Source organism: Sphingomonas sp. CCH9-E2 (assembly GCF_001557215.1).
In the GTDB taxonomy this organism is placed as follows: Bacteria; Pseudomonadota; Alphaproteobacteria; order Sphingomonadales; family Sphingomonadaceae; genus Sphingomonas.
In genome coordinates this window covers 1-19,738 of the sequence record NZ_LSJM01000176.1, presented here as the reverse complement: position 1 = coordinate 19,738, position 19,738 = coordinate 1, and the positions used below count along the sequence as shown (strand labels likewise).

Below are 19,738 nucleotides of genomic sequence, written 5' to 3'. Positions count from 1 at the left end.
GCGCAGGGGGCGGAAGCGGCCTGGGCCGGGACCGGCGCGGTTCTGGCGGCACCCGACCTGATCGGCCTGCTCAACCATCTGAAGGGCCAGCAACTGCTCGGCGCGCCCGAGCCGGGGGAGGCCGATCCGCCGGGGTTCGGTCCCGACCTGCGTCAGGTAAAGGGGCAGGAAACCGCGAAGCGCGCGTTGGAAATCGCCGCAGCTGGCGGGCATAATCTGCTGATGGTCGGGCCGCCGGGTGCGGGCAAGTCGCTGATGGCGAGCTGTCTGCCCGGCATCCTCCCGCCGCTCGACGCAGCCGAGGCGCTGGAGGTGTCGATGGTCGCCAGCGTCGCGGGGACGCTGGAGGGCGGGCGGCTGACGCGCACGCGCCCGTTCCGCTCACCCCACCATTCCGCTTCGATGGCGGCGCTGACCGGCGGTGGGTTGCGGGTCAAGCCGGGCGAGGTCAGCCTGGCGCATCTTGGCGTGCTGTTCCTCGACGAACTCCCCGAATTCCAGCGCGCGGTGCTCGATTCGCTGCGCCAGCCGCTGGAGGCGGGGACCGTCAGCGTCGCGCGCGCCAATGCGCATGTGACCTTCCCGGCGCGCGTTCAGCTGGTTGCGGCGATGAATCCGTGCCGCTGCGGGCATCTTGGCGACCCCGCGCTGGCCTGCGCCCGCGCCCCGCGCTGTGCGGCGGATTATCAGGCCAAGGTCTCAGGGCCTTTGCTCGACCGCATCGACCTGCATGTCGAGGTGCAGCCGGTCACCGCCGCCGATCTGGTGCTGCCCCCGCCGAGCGAAGGTTCTGCCGAAGTTGCCGCCCGCGTCGCGACGGCACGCGCCGTCCAGCGTGCCCGCTATGGCAGCGACGGCCCGCGCACCAATGCCGAGGCCGACGGTCCGGTGCTCGACAGCGCCGCCACGCCCGACGAACCCGGACGCAAGCTGCTGGCGCAGGCGGCGGAGGCGATGCGGATGAGTGCGCGCGGCTATACCCGCGTGCTCCGCGTCGCGCGCACCATCGCCGACCTGGCGGGTGCCGAAACGGTGGGCCGCATCCATGTCGCCGAAGCACTGAGCTACCGGCGACAGGCTCCGCGAAGCTGATTGCAACGCCGTTTCAGCGCGTTAGGCTGACCGCTTCCGCTGGCCACCAGGGTGAGTCGGACAAATAGGGGGAATGATCGATGGAATGGATGATCCTGCCGCTGAAACGCTATTTCGATTTTTCGGGCCGCTCGCGGCGCAAGGAATATTGGATGTACACGCTGTTCCTGGTGATCGTGTCGATCGTGCTTGCGATCCTCGACAACGCGCTCGGACTAGACGGCAGTGCCACTGCCGACCCGGCCGACCCGTTTGGTGCAGCGTCGGGCGGACTGCTCGGCAATATCTTCGCGCTCGGCACCTTGATCCCCAGCCTGGCAGTCAGCGTACGGCGACTCCATGATCTCGATCGCAGCGGTTGGTGGATTCTGCTCCCAATGGGGCCGATTTTGGTCGGTGCGGTGCTGTTAGGAGTGGGAATGGTGCAGTCGCTGGGCGGAATGGGCGGCGGCACATCGTCGCTGATGGTCGTTGGCGGTATCGCACTGTTCGCCGGCTTCATCTGTTCGATCGTGCTGCTGGTCTGGTATTGCACGGCGGGCACAGCCGGCCCGAACCGTTTCGGGGAGGATCCCAAGGGCGCGGATCTCGACGCGCCCGAAGTATTCGGTTGAATTGAACCGGGCCGGGTCATTGGCGACCCGGCCCGGTGCTTCAGAAGGCGTCCCAGCTATCGCCGTCGGTTGCAACCACCGCCGACCCGTTGGTCCGTGGCAGCGCCTTGACCGGCGAGCGATAGGCGGGAGCGGCGGGTTCGGCCTTGGGCTTTGCCGCCGGCTTGGGCTTATCCGCTGCCTTGGCGGGCGCAGCCGCCTCGGGTGTGACCGGGGCCGCGCGGGCCGCACCGGGGCGCGGACTGACCGCCCGTGCGTAATCTCCTCCGCCGATGGTGAAGCGCGCCGACTGTTCGGTCAGCGCGGCGACTTCGCTCGACAGCTTGCGTGCGGCGGCTGATGTTTGCTCGACCATCGCGGCGTTCTGCTGGGTCGAATGGTCCATTGCCTGGATCGCGCTCGCAATCTGCGTGATCGCGGTCGATTGCGCCTGATTGTCCGTTGCCATCTGGCCGAGCAGGGCATGCACTTCGCGCACATCGCTGGTGATATCGACCAGCGCGCCATCGACCTTGCGCACCGCTTCGACGGCCGAGCCGATATCTGTGCGGGTCACGGTCAGCTGCTCGCGCGCGCGGCCGGCCTCTTCCTCCGCGCGCATGGCCAAAGCCGAGACGAGGTCGGCGACGACGGCGAAGCCGCGTCCGGCTTCACCCGCGCGACCGGCTTCGACGGCGGCGTTCATTGCCAGCACGCGCGTCTGGAACGCGATCTTGTCGAGCCCTTCGATCACATCGTCGATGCCCTTGGCACTGTCGGCCACGCGCGTCATCGCCAGCGTCGCTTCTTCCGCGACGGCGCGGCCCGACGCCACCACCGCGATCGCGCCATCGGCGCGCGCCACGGTGCGGGTTGCCGCCTCTGCGGTCTGGTGCAGGCGGTCGTTCATCTGGGTGACGGCAGCGGACGTCTGCTCCAGGCTCGCGGCATTGCCTTCGGTGCGGCGGGCCAGATCGTCTGATGCATGTGCGATCTCGCCCGTTCCGGCCTGGATTGCCTGTGCGCCGTTGACCACCGCACCGATCAGCGCGCGCAGATGGACGAGCGCATCGTTGAAATCGGATTTCAGACTGGCGAACGGGCCGTCCAGGTCGGCAGTCACTACTGCGGTCAGGTCGCCGCGCGACAACGCGCCCAATCCGGCCCCGATACTGTCGACGATCAACTGCGTCTGCGCCTCCCGCGCGGCGGCTGCGCTGGCCAGCTGTTGCTGGAAGCCGGCGGTGGCGGCGGCCAGATCGCCGATCTCGCTGACCTTGCCCGCTGGGACCATCGCGACATCCGGTTCACCCGCACCCAGTCGGCGCAGCGCGTCGGTCACGCCGATCAGGGGTGTGACCAGATGGCGGCGCGCGAGCCGGGACAGTTGCACGGCGACGCCGATCCCGAGCAGCAGGGTGATGCCGAGCAGCACCATGGCGATGATGCCGGCCCGCCGGCTGCTGTCCCCGACCTGCACGACATGTGTTTCTATGGCTCCCGACGCGCTTTCCATCGCGGTTTCGAGCGCACCGAAGCGGGTAAAGAAATCGGGCAGGGCGGCAAGCGCGCCGGCATGATCGCGTTCGGATAGGGTCGCGATCTTTCGCGCGGCTTCGCCATAGGCGGCCAGCGGCGGTGCCAGCGTTTCGGTCAGCCTGGTGATCTCCGCCGACCCCGCATAGGCGCGCTCCTCGGCAATCGACTCGGCAAAAGTCTTGAGATGATCCTCGAGGTCGGCAATGGCTTCGGCCCGCTTGATGCCCGTGGCGGGATCTGCTGCGGCGAGCGTGGCGAGCACGTCGCTGCGCACCGCGTCGTGCATCATGTCGGCTTCAAGATGCGATCGCAGTAGCGACGCCGCGTCCTGCTGACGGGACAGAGCGTCGCTCAGGATCCAGATCGCCGCCAATCCGGCGCCACCGCATAGCAGCATCAATCCCAGGATGAGCCCGGATACCCGCCGCGCGGCGCGGTTCAACGAAATCATAGCAACATCCCCCGAAATGAAAGTCGCAATTCTTATAGGTCGATCACGAACGGTCCCGGTCATGATCCTCTAAAATATGCGTAAACTGCATGAGGATCAGGTCGTGCGATATCAAATGCTCAAACTCGCCGCATGTTGTTTTGCGATGCATGCATCTCCCGTGCTGGCGAAAGATGCCGTGCAGATTTCGCTGGTCGAGACTGTCGATGTCGTTGCCTTATCAGGCGGCTCTGGCGACGATGTCTTTCTGCTGGATAATCTGGATGTCGTCGCCGACCTTGACTTCGATGCCCTGCTTGGCTGGCGCGGCGGGCAGGCGCATGTGCATGTGCTCAACAATCTCGGCGGCATGCCCAATGATCGCGCGGCGACGCTGCAGGGTGTCAACAATATCGAGGTGGCGAGCCAGCGGCTGCGGCTATTCGAGGCATGGGTGGAGCAGAAGCTGGGCACGCGCAGCAGCGTCCGGGTCGGGCTCTTTGACCTCAACAGCGAATTCTACTCGAACGATGCCGCAGGCCTTCTGATCGCGCCGGCATTCGGCGTCGGGTCCGAAATTGCGGCGACCGGCGCCAATGGCCCGTCGATCTTCCCGTCCACCGCGCTCGCCGTTCGCTTTGACCATCAGCTCGACGACAAGGGGCGCTACGCCCGAATCGCCGTGCTCAACGCCGCCGCCGGGACGCTGGGCGACCCGCAGGGGGTCGATCTGAGCTTCGATCAGGGCGCGCTGCTGATCGGGGAGCTCGGCACGGCGGGCAAGGCCGGGAAGATGGCGGTCGGCGGCTGGGGCTATACCGATCGGCATGACGATATCGACGCGGTCGATGCGGCGGGGGATCCGCTGCAGCGCACGGCCTGGGGCATCTATGCCATCGGCGAGATCGTGTTGCGCGAGTCCGCGGATGCGGCGGGGATTTCGGCCTTCGCCCGCGTCGGCATCTCCGAGGGCCGGACCACGCCCTTTCGAGGCGGCTGGCAGGCAGGTGTGCTGGTGACCCGGCCTATTCCGGGGCGCGCCGACTCCCAGCTCTCCTTCGGGGTCAATCAGGCCTATCTGTCGCATGGCTATCGCCGCCTGCTTAGCGCGGACGGTGTCGGCAGCGTACCGGCGGAAACCGCGTTCGAGCTGACCTATTCGGATCGCCTTGCGCCCTGGCTCAGTGTCCAGCCCGACCTTCAACTGATCGTCAATCCTGCAGGTGAGCGGGGGCGGGGGGCTGTACTGGTCGCGGGCCTGCGGACGACGCTGGAATTCTGAAGCGATGCGGAGCGGGCCGGGGCGCAAACGCTGTCTTTATACTTGTTGCGCTACACCGGGTCGCAAATGGGGCGCCGTATTTCTTCGGTAGCGGTCAATATCGTCCTTCAGCGGGCCGGGGGATGCGCGGCGCGATAGCCTGGTCTGTCGGTCACCGGTGCACCGCAATTGCGCCGCGCGCGCCGGTCTTTGGTCGGGCCGTCTATAATGAGGCTCAGGGTTCAGTTTGAGGATATCACGCATGAAGACGGGTTATGCCGCGCTGCTGAGCGGCGCGGCGGTTGCGCTGTTGATCGGAGCGGCAGGCGGCGCGCACGCGGCATCGGGCAAGGACGCCGACAGCACCGGGCTGACGATCGAAGGCAGCGTCCGCGCACGGGTCGAAGTGGTCGACGGGCAGGTGCGTCCCGGTGCCCCGGACAGCGACGCCATGCTCTCGTTCCGTACGCTCGTCACTGCGCGCTATGATTTTGGTGGCGTCCATCTGACCGCCGAACTCGACGACGCGCGCAGCTATTTCCAGCATGGCCAGTCGGTCGCGGGGACCAGCGAGACCAACGCGCTCGAACCGCTCCAGGCCTATCTGGGCGTGGATCTCGGCACCGTCGCGGGCCAAAAGGGGAAGGGCGTGCTGCGCGTCGGTCGCTTCACCGCATCGTCGGGCTCGGGTCGCCTGCTCGACCGGCCTGACTGGTCGAACTCGCCCAACAGCTTTGTCGGCGTCAATCTCGACTGGAGCAGCGCCCGCGGGGACCGGGTGTATCTGATTGCGGTTCGGCCGTTCGACAAGCTGCCATCCGACCGCGCGTCGATCGAGGACAACAAGGTCGAGCTGGATCGCGCCAACGCCGGGCTGCATTTCTGGGGCGGGTCCTACACCCGCTCCAAGGCGCTGGCCGGGGCGCAGGCCGAAGTCTTTGCCTATGCGCTGGACGAGCGCGACCGCGCCGGCCGGGCGACCCGCGACCGCGACCTCGTCACCTTTGGCGGCCGGGTCAATCGCACGCCGGGCAAGGGCAAGCTCGACTTCGAAGTGGAAGGCGCGCTCCAGCGCGGCACGACGCGCGGATCGACATCGGCGAGCGACCTGCTCGACCGCAAGGTCCGCGCGGGCATGGCCAATGTCGAGATTGGCTATACCTTCGCGTCGGGCTGGACCCCGCGCGTCACCGCATTTTTCGGCTATGCCAGCGGGGATACGACGGCCACCGACTATCGCCGCTTCGACCCGCTGTTCGGCGGACGGCGCGGCGATTTCGGGCCGCTCAGCCTTTATGGCCCGGCGAGCTGGTCGAACGTCGTCAGCCCGGGCGTGGCGATCGAGGCGAAGCCGAGCAAGGCATGGGATTTTGCGGTGAAGGCGCGCAAGTTCCTGCTCGCGTCCCCGACCGACAGCTTCGCCGCCACGGCGGTGCGCGACGCCAGCGGCGCATCGGGCCGCGATGCCGGTACCCAGGTCGAGGGCCGCGTGCGCAACTGGCTGGTGCCAAAGAAGTTGCGGGTTGAGGCGGGCGCAGCCTTCCTCGCCAAGGGGCGGTTCCTGACCGACGCGCCCAATGCGCCGGCAACGGGCGACATGAAGTTCGGCTATCTGACCTTGTCGACCTTCTTCTGAGGCGTCGGGCTTTCCGGCCCTGTCCGGTACCAACAAAAAGCCGCCACCCGATGCCTCGGGCGGCGGCATTTTTTGGTCAGCGCGATCCGCTGAACCGGGCGATTACTCGCCCGAGTTCAGATAATCGCCCGCAGCCTCGTCGCTGCCGTCACCCGACACTTCGACCTTCTCCAGCGCATCGCTGGTGACCATCGCGTCGATCGGGTCCTGCGCCAGCTCGGCGGCACGCTCTTCCGCGGCCGAGTTCGGCGCGATCAGCGCTTCCTGCAGCTTGCGCTGCTGGGCGCGGAGCGCGGCGTCGCGGCTGGTGGCGGCGATGCGCATGCGGCCCATGCCCGCACCGGTCCCGGCGGGGATGAGGCGGCCGACGATCACGTTCTCCTTCAGGCCGATCAGCGTGTCCTGCTTGCCCTGGACCGCCGCCTCGGTGAGGACGCGGGTGGTCTCCTGGAACGACGCCGCCGAGATGAAGCTGCGGGTCTGCAGCGACGCCTTGGTGATGCCGAGCAGGATCGGCTTGCCCTGTGCGGGGGCCTGGCCGGGCTCGAGCTTCGCATTGGTCTCGTCCATCTCGTCGCGATCCACCTGCTCGCCGGGGAGCAGGGTGGTGTCGCCGGCGTCGGTGATCTCGACCTTCTGCAGCATCTGGCGAACGATCACCTCGATGTGCTTGTCGTTGATCTTCACGCCCTGGAGTCGATAGACTTCCTGGATTTCCGCGACGAGATATTCTGCCAGCGGCTCGATGCCGAGCACTTCCAGAATGTCGTGCGGGTCGGGGCTGCCGCCGATCAGGTTGTCGCCACGCTTGACATAGTCGCCTTCCTGAACGTCGATCACCTTCGACTTGGGGACGAGATATTCGACGATCTCGCCGCCATCCTCGGGCTGGATGCCGATTTTGCGCTTCGCCTTATAGTCCTTGCCGAACACCACGCGGCCCGAGACCTTGGCGATGATGGCATTTTCCTTGGGCTTGCGCGCTTCGAACAGCTCGGCAACGCGCGGCAGACCGCCGGTGATGTCGCGGGTCTTGGCCGACTCGCGGCTGACACGGGCCAGAACGTCGCCGCCCTGCACGGTCGCACCGTCCTCCACGCTGATCACCGCACCCGGCGACAGCATGTAGCGCGCGGCCTCCGCCGCACCGTCGCCGGTGAGGGTCAGGCGCGGACGCAGATCTTCCTTCTTCGCCGCCGAACCGCGGTTTTCGATCACCACGCGCTGCGCAATGCCGGTCGCTTCGTCGACCTGTTCGGTCAGCGTCTTGCCGTCGATCAGGTCCTGATACTTCACGACGCCGCCAGTTTCCGTGATCACCGGCATGGTGAACGGATCCCACTCGGCCATGCGGTCGCCCTTGCTGACGATGTGGCCATCGTCGAACATGACATAGGCACCGTACGGGATGCGATGCACCGCCAGCTCGCGACCATCGGTGTCGAGGATCGCGATCTCGCCCGACCGGGCCAGGACCACGCGACGACCGCGCTGATCGGTGATCAGGCGCAGATCGCGGAACTCGACCTTGCCGTCCACAGGCGCTTCGAGGTTCGACTGCTCGTTGAGCTGCGCCGCGCCGCCGATGTGGAAGGTACGCATGGTCAGCTGCGTGCCCGGTTCGCCGATCGACTGCGCCGCAATGACGCCGACCGCTTCACCGATATTCACCGGCGTACCGCGGGCGAGGTCACGGCCATAGCATTTGGCGCAGACGCCGATCTTCGCTTCGCAGACCAGCGGCGAGCGGATCTTCATGCCCTGAACGCCCAGACCTTCGATCTGCGCAATCATCGCTTCGTCGAGCAGCGTGCCGGTCGGGATCGCGACATCGCCGGTCTTGGGATCGACGACATCCTCGGCAGTGGTGCGGCCCAGGATACGCTCACCCAGCGATGCGATGACGCTGCCGCCCTGCACGATCGCCTTCATTTCCAGCGCGCGCTCGGTCCCGCAATCCTGTTCCATGACGACGCAGTCCTGCGACACGTCGACCAGACGGCGGGTGAGGTAACCCGAGTTCGCCGTCTTGAGCGCGGTGTCGGCCAGACCCTTGCGGGCGCCGTGGGTCGAGTTGAAGTACTCGAGAACCGTGAGGCCTTCCTTGAAGTTCGAGATGATCGGCGTTTCGATGATCTCGCCCGACGGCTTGGCCATCAGGCCGCGCATGCCGGCCAGCTGCTTGATCTGCGCCGCCGAACCACGCGCACCGGAGTGCGCCATCATGTAGATCGCGTTGGCGGGCTTTTCGCGGCCGGTGGCCTCGTCAACCTTCACCGACTTGATCTCGTCCATCATGGCGGCCGCCACCACGTCGCCGCAACGGCTCCAGGCGTCGATCACCTTGTTGTACTTTTCCTGCTGCGTGATCAGGCCGTCCTGATACTGCTGCTCGAAGTCCTTCACGAGCGCGCGGGTCTCATCGACCGTTGCTTCCTTCGACGCCGGAATGATCATGTCGTCCTTGCCGAACGAGATGCCGGCCTTGAACGCGTGACGGAAGCCGAGCGCCATGATCGCGTCGGCGAACAGCACGGTCTCCTTCTGGCCGGTGTGGCGATAGACCTCGTCGATCACGTCGCCCACGTCCTTCTTGGTCAGCAGGCGGTTGACGACGTCGAACGGCACCTTGTGCGACTTCGGCAGGCACTCGCCGAGCAGCATGCGGCCCGGGGTGGTCTCGAACCGCTTCATGTAGGTGTTGCCGTCCTCGTCCGTCTGCGGGACGCGGCTGGTGATCTTCGAATGCAGCGTCACCGCACCCGCGAACAGCGCCTGGTGCACTTCCGACATGTCGCCGAGCACCATGCCCTGACCGGGCTCACCCTCCTTCTCCATCGTGATGTAGTAGAGGCCCAGCACCATGTCCTGCGACGGCACGATGATCGGCTTGCCGTTGGCGGGCGACAGGATGTTGTTGGTCGACATCATCAGGACGCGCGCTTCCAGCTGCGCTTCGAGCGACAGCGGGACGTGCACGGCCATCTGGTCACCGTCGAAGTCGGCGTTGAACGCCGAGCAGACCAGCGGATGCAACTGGATCGCCTTGCCCTCGATCAGCACCGGCTCGAACGCCTGGATGCCCAGACGGTGAAGCGTCGGCGCGCGGTTCAGCAGAACCGGGTGCTCGCGGATCACCTCGTCCAGGATGTCCCAGACTTCCTTGCGCTCCTTCTCGACCCACTTTTTCGCCTGCTTGAGGGTCATCGACAGACCCTTGGCGTCGAGGCGCGCGTAGATGAACGGCTTGAACAGCTCGAGCGCCATCTTCTTGGGCAGACCGCACTGATGCAGCTTGAGTTCCGGACCGGTCACGATGACCGAACGGCCCGAATAGTCGACGCGCTTGCCGAGCAGGTTCTGACGGAAGCGGCCCTGCTTGCCCTTGAGCATGTCGGACAGCGACTTGAGCGGACGCTTGTTCGCACCCGTGATCGTGCGACCGCGGCGGCCGTTGTCGAACAGCGCGTCGACCGCTTCCTGCAGCATGCGCTTTTCGTTGCGGACGATGATGTCCGGCGCGCGCAGCTCCATCAGCCGCTTGAGGCGGTTGTTGCGGTTGATCACGCGGCGATACAGGTCGTTCAGATCCGACGTCGCGAAGCGGCCGCCGTCCAGCGGAACCAGCGGGCGCAGTTCGGGCGGGATGACCGGAACCACGTCGAGGATCATCCACTCGGGACGGTTGCCCGATTCCAGGAAGCTCTCGACGACCTTGAGCCGCTTGATGATCTTCTTGGGCTTCAGCTCCGACTTGGTCGTCGCCAGCTCTTCGAGCAGCGTGCGCTTCTCGCCCTCGAGGTCGAGGTCCATGAGCATGATCTTGACCGCTTCCGCGCCGATGCCGGCGGAGAAGGCGTCTTCGCCATATTCGTCCTGCGCGTCGAGCAGTTCGTCCTCGGTCAGCAGCTGGAACTTTTCCAGCGGCGTCAGGCCCGGCTCGGTGACGATGTAGGATTCGAAATACAGCACGCGCTCAAGCTGCTTGAGCTGCATGTCGAGCAGCAGGCCGATGCGCGAGGGCAGCGACTTGAGGAACCAGATGTGCGCGACCGGCGCAGCCAGCTCGATATGGCCCATGCGCTCACGGCGGACCTTCGAGACGGTCACCTCGACGCCGCACTTTTCGCAGACAATGCCCTTGTACTTCATGCGCTTGTACTTGCCGCACAGGCATTCGTAATCCTTGATCGGACCGAAGATGCGCGCGCAGAACAGGCCGTCACGCTCGGGCTTGAACGTGCGATAGTTGATCGTTTCGGGCTTCTTGATCTCGCCGAACGACCACGAACGGATGCGGTCAGGCGACGCAATGCCGATCTGGATCTGGTCGAAGGTCTCCGGCTTGGCCACCGGGTTCGCGAAGTTGGTCAGTTCGTTCATTTCTTTCGTCCCTCTAGAGGGTGAATTTCTGTCAGCGCTTCAAGAACAGCAGAACAGTGGCGATGAGAGAGGCCAGCGCTAGCAAACCACCCATGACGATCTGAATGGAGTCATCGGCGCGAACGCCACTCGACATCACACCCAGACCGGCAGCGACGAAGCCCAGTCCGAATACCCACCGCCGTGAGGACATTCCAGTCCGAGCTTCGTCAGCCATCACTTCTTACTCCGCCGCCTCGGCCATCTCGTCGCCGTCGTCCATCGACTTGAGTTCGACGTTGAGACCCAGCGAGCGCATTTCCTTGACGAGCACGTTGAAGCTCTCGGGGATGCCGGCCTCGAACGTGTCGTCACCCTTGACGATCGCCTCATAGACCTTGGTGCGGCCGACCACGTCGTCGGACTTCACCGTCAGCATTTCCTGCAGCGTATAGGCAGCGCCATACGCCTGCAGTGCCCAGACCTCCATTTCGCCGAAGCGCTGGCCGCCGAACTGCGCCTTGCCGCCCAGCGGCTGCTGGGTGACGAGGCTGTACGGGCCGATCGAGCGCGCGTGGATCTTGTCGTCGACCAGGTGGTGCAGCTTGAGCACATATTTGTACCCAACGGTCACCTTGCGGTCGAACGCATCGCCGGTGCGGCCGTCATACAGCGTCACCTGACCGCTCTCGTCGAGCCCGGCCAGCTTCAGCATCGCCGACACGTCCGCCTCGACCGCGCCGTCGAACACCGGGGTGCCCATCGGAACGCCGGCGCGGACATTCTCCGCCAGATCGATCAGCGACGCGGTGTCGCGGCTCTTGATCTGATCGGCATAGTTGTCGCCATAGACTTCGAGCAGCAGTTCCTTGACCGCTTCGGGGGCTTCGCCCGCCTGTGGGTTCGGATTGGCTTCGCGCCATGCGTCGAGCGCCGCGCCGATCTTCTTGCCCAGGCCGCGTGCGGCCCAGCCGAGATGCGTTTCGAAGATCTGCCCGACGTTCATGCGCGACGGCACGCCCAGCGGGTTGAGCACGAAGTCGACCGGCGTACCGTCCTCGAGGAACGGCATGTCTTCCTGCGGCAGGATGCGGCTGATGATGCCCTTGTTGCCGTGACGGCCGGCCATCTTGTCGCCCGGCTGCAGCTTGCGCTTCACCGCGACGAACACCTTGACCATCTTGAGCACGCCCGGCGGCAGCTCGTCGCCCCGCTCCAGCTTCTCGCGGCGGTCCTCGAACTTGTCCTTGATGCGCTTGACGGCCTCGTCATACTGACCCTTGACCGTCTCCAGATCGCCCTGGACCTTGTCGTCGGCGACGGCGAACTTCCACCATTCGTGGCGATCGACGCTGTCGAGCAGGTCCTGATCGATCTCGGCACCCTTCTTCAGGCCCTTCGGCACCGAAGTCGCGACCTGACCGATCAGCATCTCACGCAGACGCGACCAGGTCGCGCGGTTGAGGATGTTGCGCTCGTCGTCCGAGTCCTTCTTCAGGCGCTCGATCTCCTCGCGCTCGATTGCCATCGCGCGCTCGTCCTTGTCGATGCCGTGGCGGTTGAAGACGCGCACGTCGACGACCGTACCGGCAACGCCCGGCGGCAGGCGGAGCGAGGTGTCGCGCACGTCGCTGGCCTTCTCACCGAAGATCGCGCGGAGCAGCTTCTCTTCCGGGGTCATCGGGCTTTCGCCCTTCGGCGTGATCTTGCCGACCAGAATGTCGCCCGGCTCGACCTCGGCGCCGATGTACACGATGCCCGCCTCGTCGAGGTTGCGCAGCGCTTCTTCACCGACGTTCGGGATGTCGCGGGTGATGTCCTCCGGCCCCAGCTTGGTGTCGCGGGCCATCACTTCGAACTCGTCGATATGGATCGACGTGAACACGTCGTCCTTCACGATGCGCTCGTTGATCAGGATCGAGTCTTCGTAGTTGTAGCCGTTCCACGGCATGAACGCGACGAGGACGTTGCGGCCCAGCGCCAGCTCGCCGAACTCGGTCGACGGGCCATCGGCGATGATGTCGCCGGCATTTACCATGTCGCCCACCTTCACCAGCGGACGCTGGTTGATGCAGGTCGACTGGTTCGAACGCTCGAACTTCATCAGCGTGTAGATGTCGACGCCGCTTTCCTCTGCCGAAACCTCGCCGGTGGCGCGGACGACGATGCGCGAGGCATCGACCTGGTCGACGATGCCGGCGCGCTTGGCCGCGATCGCCGCGCCCGAATCGCGCGCAACGGTCTCTTCCATGCCGGTGCCGACGAAGGGCGCTTCCGCCTTCACCAGCGGCACGGCCTGACGCTGCATGTTCGAACCCATGAGCGCGCGGTTGGCGTCGTCATTTTCCAGGAACGGAATGAGCGAGGCTGCGACCGAAACCAGCTGCTTCGGCGACACGTCCATCAGCGTCACCGTGTCCGGGAACGCCATCAGGAATTCGCCGGCCTGACGCGCCGACACCAGTTCCTCGACGAAGCGGCCCTCGGCATCGGTTTCGGCCGATGCCTGCGCGATCGTGTGCTTGGCCTCTTCCATCGCCGACAGATAGACGACCTCGTCGGTCACCTTGCCGTCGATCACCTTGCGGTACGGGGTTTCGATGAAGCCATACTTGTTCACGCGGCTGAACGTCGCGAGGCTGTTGATCAGACCGATGTTCGGGCCTTCCGGCGTTTCGATCGGGCAGATACGGCCATAATGCGTCGGGTGGACGTCGCGGACTTCGAAGCCCGCGCGCTCACGCGTCAGACCGCCCGGCCCAAGCGCCGACACGCGGCGCTTGTGGGTGACTTCCGACAGCGGGTTGGTCTGGTCCATGAACTGCGACAGCTGCGAGCTGCCGAAGAATTCGCGGACGGCGGCGACCGCCGGCTTGGCGTTGATCAGGTCGTTCGGCATGACCGTCGACACGTCGACGCTCGACATGCGCTCCTTGACCGCACGCTCCATGCGCAGCAGGCCGACGCGATACTGGTTTTCCAGCAGCTCGCCCACCGAACGCACGCGGCGGTTGCCGAGGTTGTCGATATCGTCGATCTCGCCCTTGCCGTCCTTCAGGCCGACCAAGGTCTTGATCACCGCGAGGATATCTTCGGTGCGCAGCGTCGTCACCGTATCCGGGCAGTCGAGGTCGAGGCGCATGTTGAGCTTGACGCGGCCCACGGCCGACAGGTCGTAGCGCTCCGGATCGAAGAACAGCCCGCCGAACAGCGATTCCGCCGTCTCCAGCGTCGGCGGCTCGCCGGGGCGCATCACGCGATAGATGTCCGAGAGCGCCTGCTCGCGCTCTTCGGCCTTGTCGGCCTTGAGCGTGTTGCGGATCCACGGACCGGTCGAGACATGGTCGATGTCGAGCAGCTCGATGCGGTCGATGCCGGCCTTGTCCAGCTTCTCCAGATTCTCTGCCGACACTTCGTCGCCGGCTTCGATGTAGATCTCGCCGGTCGTCTCGTTGATCAGGTCGAACGCGCTGTAGCGGCCGAAGATTTCCTCGGTCGGGATCAGCAGCGTCTCGAGGCCGTCCTTGCCGGCCTTGTTGGCAGCGCGCGGGCTGATCTTCTGGCCGGCGGGGAACACGACTTCGCCGGTCTTGGCGTCGACGATGTCGAACATCGGCTTGACACCGCGCCAGTTTTCGGCGGCGAACGGAATCTGCCAGCCATTGGGACCGCGCACGTACGTGACGGTGTTGTAGAAGTGGTTGAGGATCTCTTCGCTGTTCAGGCCCAGCGCATAGAGCAAAGTCGTCACCGGCAGCTTGCGCTTGCGGTCGATACGGACGTTGACGATGTCCTTGGCGTCGAACTCGAAATCGAGCCACGAACCGCGATACGGGATCACGCGTGCGGCGAAGAGATACTTGCCGCTGGCATGGGTCTTGCCGCGATCATGGTCGAACAGCACGCCCGGCGAGCGGTGCATCTGCGACACGATCACGCGCTCTGTGCCGTTGATGAAGAAGGTGCCGTTGCCCGTCATCAGGGGCATGTCGCCCATATAGACGTCCTGCTCCTTGATATCGAGCACCGAACGGGCATCCGTATCGGGGTCGACCTCGAACACGATCAGGCGAAGCGTAACGCGCATCGGGGCGGCATAGGTGATGCCGCGCTGACGGCATTCCTCGACGTCGAACTTGGGCTCTTCGAGCTCATAGGTCACGAAGTCCAGTTCCGCCGTGCCCGCGAAATCGCGGATCGGGAACACGCTGCGCAGCGTCTTTTCGAGACCCGAAACGTAGCCGATCGAGGGATCGCTCCGCAGGAACTGTTCGTAGGATTCGCGCTGAACCTCGATCAGGTTCGGCATCTGCACCACTTCGTGGATGTCGCCGAACACCTTGCGGATGCGGCGCTTTGCGGTGCCGCTTTCGATCGCTTTGGTTGCCATGTGCTGTTTTCGCCTTCTCAGCCTGAATTTCGCCCCGGTATCCGCCGGGACAGGCACGCAGACAGACGCCAAAAGGGCCGAGCGATTCCCTGCGTCGAAACGGGGAAAAACTCAGCCTCTCAAGCGTCTATGATCCCTGTCCGGTCCATTCGTACGGCGCGCTGCGCGACGGCGTGCCATGTCCCGACCGGTCGGGGTAGGGGCGCGATATAGGCAGGGGCAGGGCCAGTGTCAAACGCATCGGCACCAATGGGCCGTTAAAGGCTTGCCGCCGCGCGGCCCATCGTCTAGCCAGCCCGCTCGCTGCCCCTGTGGCGAAATGGTAGACGCAGTCGACTCAAAATCGACCGCCGCAAGGCATGCTGGTTCGAGTCCGGCCAGGGGCACCAGAATTTCGGGTCACGCCCGGAACACCACCGTGCGCGCGCCGTTGAGCAGCACCCGGTCCTCCAGGTGATAATGCACCGCCGTGGCCAGCACCCGGCGCTCGATATCGCGGCCCTTGCGCACCAGATCGTCGGGCGTGTCGGCGTGCGAGATCGCCTCGACATCCTGATGGATGATCGGCCCTTCATCGAGGTCGGCGGTGACATAATGCGCGGTCGCGCCGATCATCTTCACCCCGCGCTGATAGGCCTGATGATAAGGCTTGGCCCCCTTGAAGCCGGGCAGGAAGCTGTGGTGGATGTTGATGCAGCGGCCGGACAGGAACGCGGCGAGATCGTCCGACAGGATCTGCATATAGCGCGCCAGCACGACCAGCTCCGCCCCCGTTTCGGTGACGATCGCTTTGATCTGCGCCTCCTGCGCCGGCTTGGTCTGCGGGGTGATCGGCAAATGGTGATAGGGGATGTCGCCGATCATCGACGTGGCGAGCGCAGCGCGCGGATGGTTGGAAACAATGCCGACTACATCCATGTGCAGCTCGCCGATGCGGCGGCGATAGAGCAGGTCGCCCAGGCAATGGTCGAACTTCGATACCAGCAGCAGCACGCGCTTGGGCCGGGAATTGACCCGGAACGTCCAGTCCATGCCCCAGTCTCGCGCCAGGGCGGTAAAGCGCGTCTCGATATCGCCCACCGCCGTTGCGGGCGCAGCGAACACCACGCGCATGAAAAAGCCGCCGGTGATCGCGTCATTATATTGCTGCGATTCGGTGATGTTGCAGCCCGACTGGGTAAGGAATCCGGCAACCGCGGCGACGATGCCCTGCCGGTCGGTGCAGTGGAAGGTGATAGTGCAGGCTTCGGTCATGCGTGAGTGTCCAGTCCAGCGGTGCGTGCATAGCTTTCGATCCAGTCGAGCGTGCGCGCCACGCCGCCAAAGGGGTAGAAGTGCAGCCGTACCGGCTCATGGTCGGTCGTCAATCCTGCCGCAAGCGCCGCGATGAAGCGATCCGGTCCAGCCGATCCGATCAAATTGCCGAGCGACAGTCCGTATTTGCGCAGCACTGCTGCCGATGCCCCGACGCCGCACAGCGCGGCATAGCGCATCAACGTCCTGATCCCGGCCGGCCCCGGCACGCCCAGCCGCACCGGCGCGGCGATCCCCCGGCGGCGCAATTCGCCGAGCCAGCGCAGCACCGCGTCTGCGTCGAAGCCGAATTGGGTCACGATCAACGGAGCCATGCCGCGCCGCTCGATTTCGTCGCACTTGCCCTGCAGCACTGCGAAACACTGCGCCTCGGTCATGTTGGGATGCCCCTCGGGATGCCCGCCAATGCCGATCGCGGCGATCCCCGCGCGCTCGAACGCGCCGGTCGCGATCAGCGCCATGCTGTCGACAAACGGCCCCGCCGGAATTGCAGGATCGCCCGCAACGACGAAGCAGCGGCGAATTGCGGCCCGCGTCCGCGCCGCGTTGAGATAGTCCTCAAACTCCGCGTGGCTCGCGATCCGCCGCGCCGAAAAATGCGGCATGGGTTCCAGTCCCAGCGCACGAATCGTTTCCGCTGCGCGCACGCGCGCCTCCAGCGGCTCACCGGGCAGGAACGGGATGGCCACGGGCGTGCCCACCGGCATGCGCGGCGCCACGGCGCGCAATGCCTCCGTCTCTCTTCCCGTCACCTCGATCGAATAGCCGTCGATCGCCGAGGCGGCTGGGCGCGACCAGTTGGGATGAATGAGGGGAGGGGGCACCGGGCTTCCGCGTCCTGAGTGAAGATTCACGTCTAGCGCGCCGATGTAAATTCGCATAGACGAATATTTCACATATACGGATTCAGACGCGCTTGCCCGAACACCTGCTGATCCTGCCGGGATTGATGTGCGACGCGACGATGTTCGCGGCGACGCTAAAGGCATTTCCTTCGGCCCGCGCCATCGACGACCATTATGGGGGTGCCGACACGATCGGCGCGATGGCGGTGCATGCCCTCACCGCCGCGCCAGACCGCTTCGCGCTGATCGGCCACTCGATGGGCGCACGCGTCGCGCTGGAGGTGGTCGCGCGCGCGCCGGAGCGAGTCACCCGGCTGATGATCGCCGATACCGGGGTGCATGCCGTGCGCCCGGGCGAAGCGGAGCAGCGCTATGCGCTGCGCGATCTTGGCCGTTGTGAGGGGTTCGACCGGCTCGTCGATGCCTGGCTGCCCCCGATGCTGGGCGAGGCCGCGCGTGGCGATGAAGCGCTGACGGCGTCGCTCCGCGCCATGTGCCTGCGCGCCGGGCAGGCCGTATTCGAGGCGCAGACCGCGGCACTGCTCGACCGCCCCGACACCGGCCCGGTGCTGCAGACGATCGCCTGCCCCACCGCCGTCGTCGTCGGGGCAGAAGACCGATGGTCCGACGTCGCGCAGCACCAGGCGATCGCCGCGCGCATTGCCGGCGCGACGCTGCACGTCATCGCGGGAGCGGGCCACATGGCCCCCGCCGAACAACCGCACCCGTTCAACACCCTGATCCGGGAATGGCTCGCCATCCCCGCCACGACCCCAGCTTAGGAGAGACACGATCGTGACCGACAAGACGCTTCAGCAACTGCTCGACGAACAGACCAACATCGTCGATTTCCTGCGCAACCAGCAGGTCGGCCCCAATGCCTATCCGGGCGTTCCGGCCGAATATTCCAACTGGCGCGACGAACAGCTCTCCTGGGCCAACAGCTGCGTGCTGTTCAACCAGAGCTTCCACATGGTCGACCTGCTCGTCACCGGGCCGGGCGCATTCGACATGCTCCACTATCTCGCGCCCAACAGCTTCAAGGGCTTCGTCCCCAACCGCGCCAAGCAGTTCGCGCCGGTCACGCCCGACGGCTATGTCATCGGCGACGTGATCCTGTTCTATCTGGCAGAGAACACGTTCGAGCTGGTTGGCCGCGCACCGTCGATCGAATGGGTCGAGTATCACGCAGCATCGGGTAAATGGGACGTGACGGTCGAGCGCGACGAGCGCACCGCCGCGCGGCCGGACAAGGATAATCGCCGCAACTATCGCTTCCAGTTGCAGGGGCCGAACGCGATGAAGGTGCTGGAGCGCGCGATGGGCGCGACCCCGCCCGAGCTCAAATTCTTCCACATGGCCCCGATCACGATCGCCGGGGTCGAGGTGCGCGCGCTGCGTCACGGCATGGTCGGCCAGCCGGGTTACGAGCTGTTCGGACCGTGGAAGGATTACGACACCGTCCGCAACGCGCTGATCGACGCCGGCAAGGACTTCGGCCTGACGCTGTGCGGTGGCCGCACCTATGCGTCGAACACGCTGGAGTCTGGCTGGATCCCGTCGCCGCTGCCCGCGATCTACACCGGCGAGTCATTGGCCGAGTATCGCGCCTGGCTGTCGGCCAAATCCTATGAGGCCGGTGCGTCGGTCGGCGGCAGCTTCGTGTCGGACAACATCGAGGATTATTATCTGACGCCGTGGGACTTGGGCTACGGCCACATGGTCAAGTTCGACCATGACTTTATCGGTCGCGAAGCGCTCGAGCGGATGAAGGATCAGCCGCACCGCCGCAAGGTGACGCTGGCGCTCGATACGCAGGACATGCTGCGCGTGATGAGCTCGATGCTGCAAAAGGGCGATCGCGCGAAGTTCATCGACTTCCCGAGCGCGGTCTACGCGATGCACCCCTATGACGCGGTGCTCAAGGATGGCCGCCCGGTCGGTATCTCGACCTGGATCGGCTATACCGTCAATGAAGGTCGCTTCCTGACGCTGGCGATGGTCGATGCGGACGTCGCGGAACCGGGCACCGAAGTGACGTTCGTCTGGGGCGAGCCCGATGGCGGGACGCGCAAGCCAACGGTCGAGCGGCATGTGCAGGTCGAGATCAAGGCGACCGTCGCGCCCGCACCCTATTCGGAAGTGGCGCGCGATTCCTATGCCGAGGGCTGGCGCACACGCGGGTGAGGGGAGCGGAAATTCCTCCCCTGAGCTTTGCTCAGGGGAGGGGGACCGCCCGCGCAGCGGGTGGTGGAGGGGCGGCCGCGCAGACGGCC

General features: G+C 65.5%; 12 protein-coding genes and 1 tRNA gene. 7 read left to right on the top strand and 6 right to left on the bottom strand.

The features are described 5' to 3' along the window. Positions 1-1,092, top strand: a 1,092-nt coding sequence (locus AX681_RS08965) for a YifB family Mg chelatase-like AAA ATPase (RefSeq protein ID WP_066682089.1), incomplete at its 5' end; no start/stop codon positions are given. Positions 1,093-1,181: 89 nt separating this feature from the next. Next, entirely contained in the window at positions 1,182-1,706 is a 525-nt protein-coding gene (locus AX681_RS08960) for a DUF805 domain-containing protein (RefSeq protein WP_231734908.1), read from the top strand. 40 nt (positions 1,707-1,746) lie between these two features. Here the strand turns inward: AX681_RS08960 and AX681_RS08955 are convergent, their stop codons facing one another. Then, a complete protein-coding gene (locus AX681_RS08955) occupies positions 1,747-3,675 on the bottom strand; it encodes a methyl-accepting chemotaxis protein (protein WP_231733845.1) in 1,929 nt (642 codons plus the stop codon). Between the two features lie 145 nt (positions 3,676-3,820). Here AX681_RS08955 and AX681_RS08950 point away from each other — a divergent pair, with 145 nt between their 5' ends. Continuing rightward, entirely contained in the window at positions 3,821-4,936 is a 1,116-nt protein-coding gene (locus tag AX681_RS08950) for a carbohydrate porin (protein ID WP_197422060.1), read from the top strand. Between the two features lie 241 nt (positions 4,937-5,177). Continuing rightward, on the top strand, positions 5,178-6,551 hold the full coding sequence (locus tag AX681_RS08945; protein ID WP_066664567.1) for an alginate export family protein: 1,374 nt from the start codon (positions 5,178-5,180) through the stop codon (positions 6,549-6,551). 102 nt (positions 6,552-6,653) lie between these two features. On the opposite strand, the gene rpoC is transcribed toward AX681_RS08945, so the two are convergent. The 3 genes from rpoC to rpoB are packed head-to-tail and all read right to left on the bottom strand — an operon-like array spanning position 6,654 to position 15,303. Further along, on the bottom strand, positions 6,654-10,934 hold the full coding sequence (gene rpoC, locus AX681_RS08940) for a DNA-directed RNA polymerase subunit beta' (protein WP_066664565.1): 4,281 nt from the start codon (positions 10,932-10,934) through the stop codon (positions 6,654-6,656). A gap of 31 nt (positions 10,935-10,965) precedes the next feature. Beyond that, positions 10,966-11,151 carry a hypothetical protein gene (locus AX681_RS21920; RefSeq protein WP_156442934.1) on the bottom strand — a complete coding sequence of 62 codons (186 nt, stop codon included), beginning with the start codon at positions 11,149-11,151 and terminating at the stop codon, positions 10,966-10,968. A gap of 6 nt (positions 11,152-11,157) precedes the next feature. Beyond that, entirely contained in the window at positions 11,158-15,303 is a 4,146-nt protein-coding gene (gene rpoB, locus AX681_RS08935; protein WP_066664563.1) for a DNA-directed RNA polymerase subunit beta, read from the bottom strand. Between the two features lie 305 nt (positions 15,304-15,608). Between rpoB and AX681_RS08930 the strand changes: the two genes are divergently transcribed. Next, positions 15,609-15,692, top strand: a tRNA-Leu gene (locus AX681_RS08930). Between the two features lie 10 nt (positions 15,693-15,702). Here AX681_RS08930 and purU read toward each other — a convergent pair. Both purU and AX681_RS08920 read right to left on the bottom strand, forming a co-directional pair. Continuing rightward, the gene (gene purU / locus AX681_RS08925; RefSeq protein WP_066664561.1) at positions 15,703-16,557 is read right to left on the bottom strand and encodes a formyltetrahydrofolate deformylase; all 855 of its coding nucleotides are present in this window, start codon (positions 16,555-16,557) and stop codon (positions 15,703-15,705) included. Then, positions 16,554-17,441 carry a methylenetetrahydrofolate reductase gene (locus AX681_RS08920; RefSeq protein ID WP_066664559.1) on the bottom strand — a complete coding sequence of 296 codons (888 nt, stop codon included), beginning with the start codon at positions 17,439-17,441 and terminating at the stop codon, positions 16,554-16,556. The genes purU and AX681_RS08920 overlap by 4 nt, the downstream gene beginning before the upstream one ends. Positions 17,442-17,533: 92 nt before the next feature. Between AX681_RS08920 and AX681_RS08915 the strand changes: the two genes are divergently transcribed. Next, the gene (locus tag AX681_RS08915) at positions 17,534-18,244 is read left to right on the top strand and encodes an alpha/beta fold hydrolase (protein ID WP_231733844.1); all 711 of its coding nucleotides are present in this window, start codon (positions 17,534-17,536) and stop codon (positions 18,242-18,244) included. Positions 18,245-18,257: 13 nt separating this feature from the next. Beyond that, entirely contained in the window at positions 18,258-19,649 is a 1,392-nt protein-coding gene (desA, locus tag AX681_RS08910; protein WP_066664555.1) for a syringate O-demethylase, read from the top strand. The last annotated feature ends 89 nt before the right edge of the window (positions 19,650-19,738 follow it).

Excerpts from the sequence above, each read along its gene's own strand:
- AX681_RS08960 (WP_231734908.1), top strand. The coding sequence starts at position 1,182 with ATGATCCTGCCGCTGAAACGCTATTTCGATTTTTCGGGCCGCTCGCGG.
- AX681_RS08955 (WP_231733845.1), bottom strand. The coding sequence starts at position 3,675 with ATGATTTCGTTGAACCGCGCCGCGCGGCGGGTATCCGGGCTCATCCTG.
- AX681_RS08950 (WP_197422060.1), top strand. The coding sequence starts at position 3,821 with ATGCATGCATCTCCCGTGCTGGCGAAAGATGCCGTGCAGATTTCGCTG.
- AX681_RS08945 (WP_066664567.1), top strand. The coding sequence starts at position 5,178 with ATGAAGACGGGTTATGCCGCGCTGCTGAGCGGCGCGGCGGTTGCGCTG.
- rpoC (WP_066664565.1), bottom strand. The coding sequence starts at position 10,934 with ATGAACGAACTGACCAACTTCGCGAACCCGGTGGCCAAGCCGGAGACC.
- AX681_RS21920 (WP_156442934.1), bottom strand. The coding sequence starts at position 11,151 with ATGGCTGACGAAGCTCGGACTGGAATGTCCTCACGGCGGTGGGTATTC.
- rpoB (WP_066664563.1), bottom strand. The coding sequence starts at position 15,303 with ATGGCAACCAAAGCGATCGAAAGCGGCACCGCAAAGCGCCGCATCCGC.
- purU (WP_066664561.1), bottom strand. The coding sequence starts at position 16,557 with ATGACCGAAGCCTGCACTATCACCTTCCACTGCACCGACCGGCAGGGC.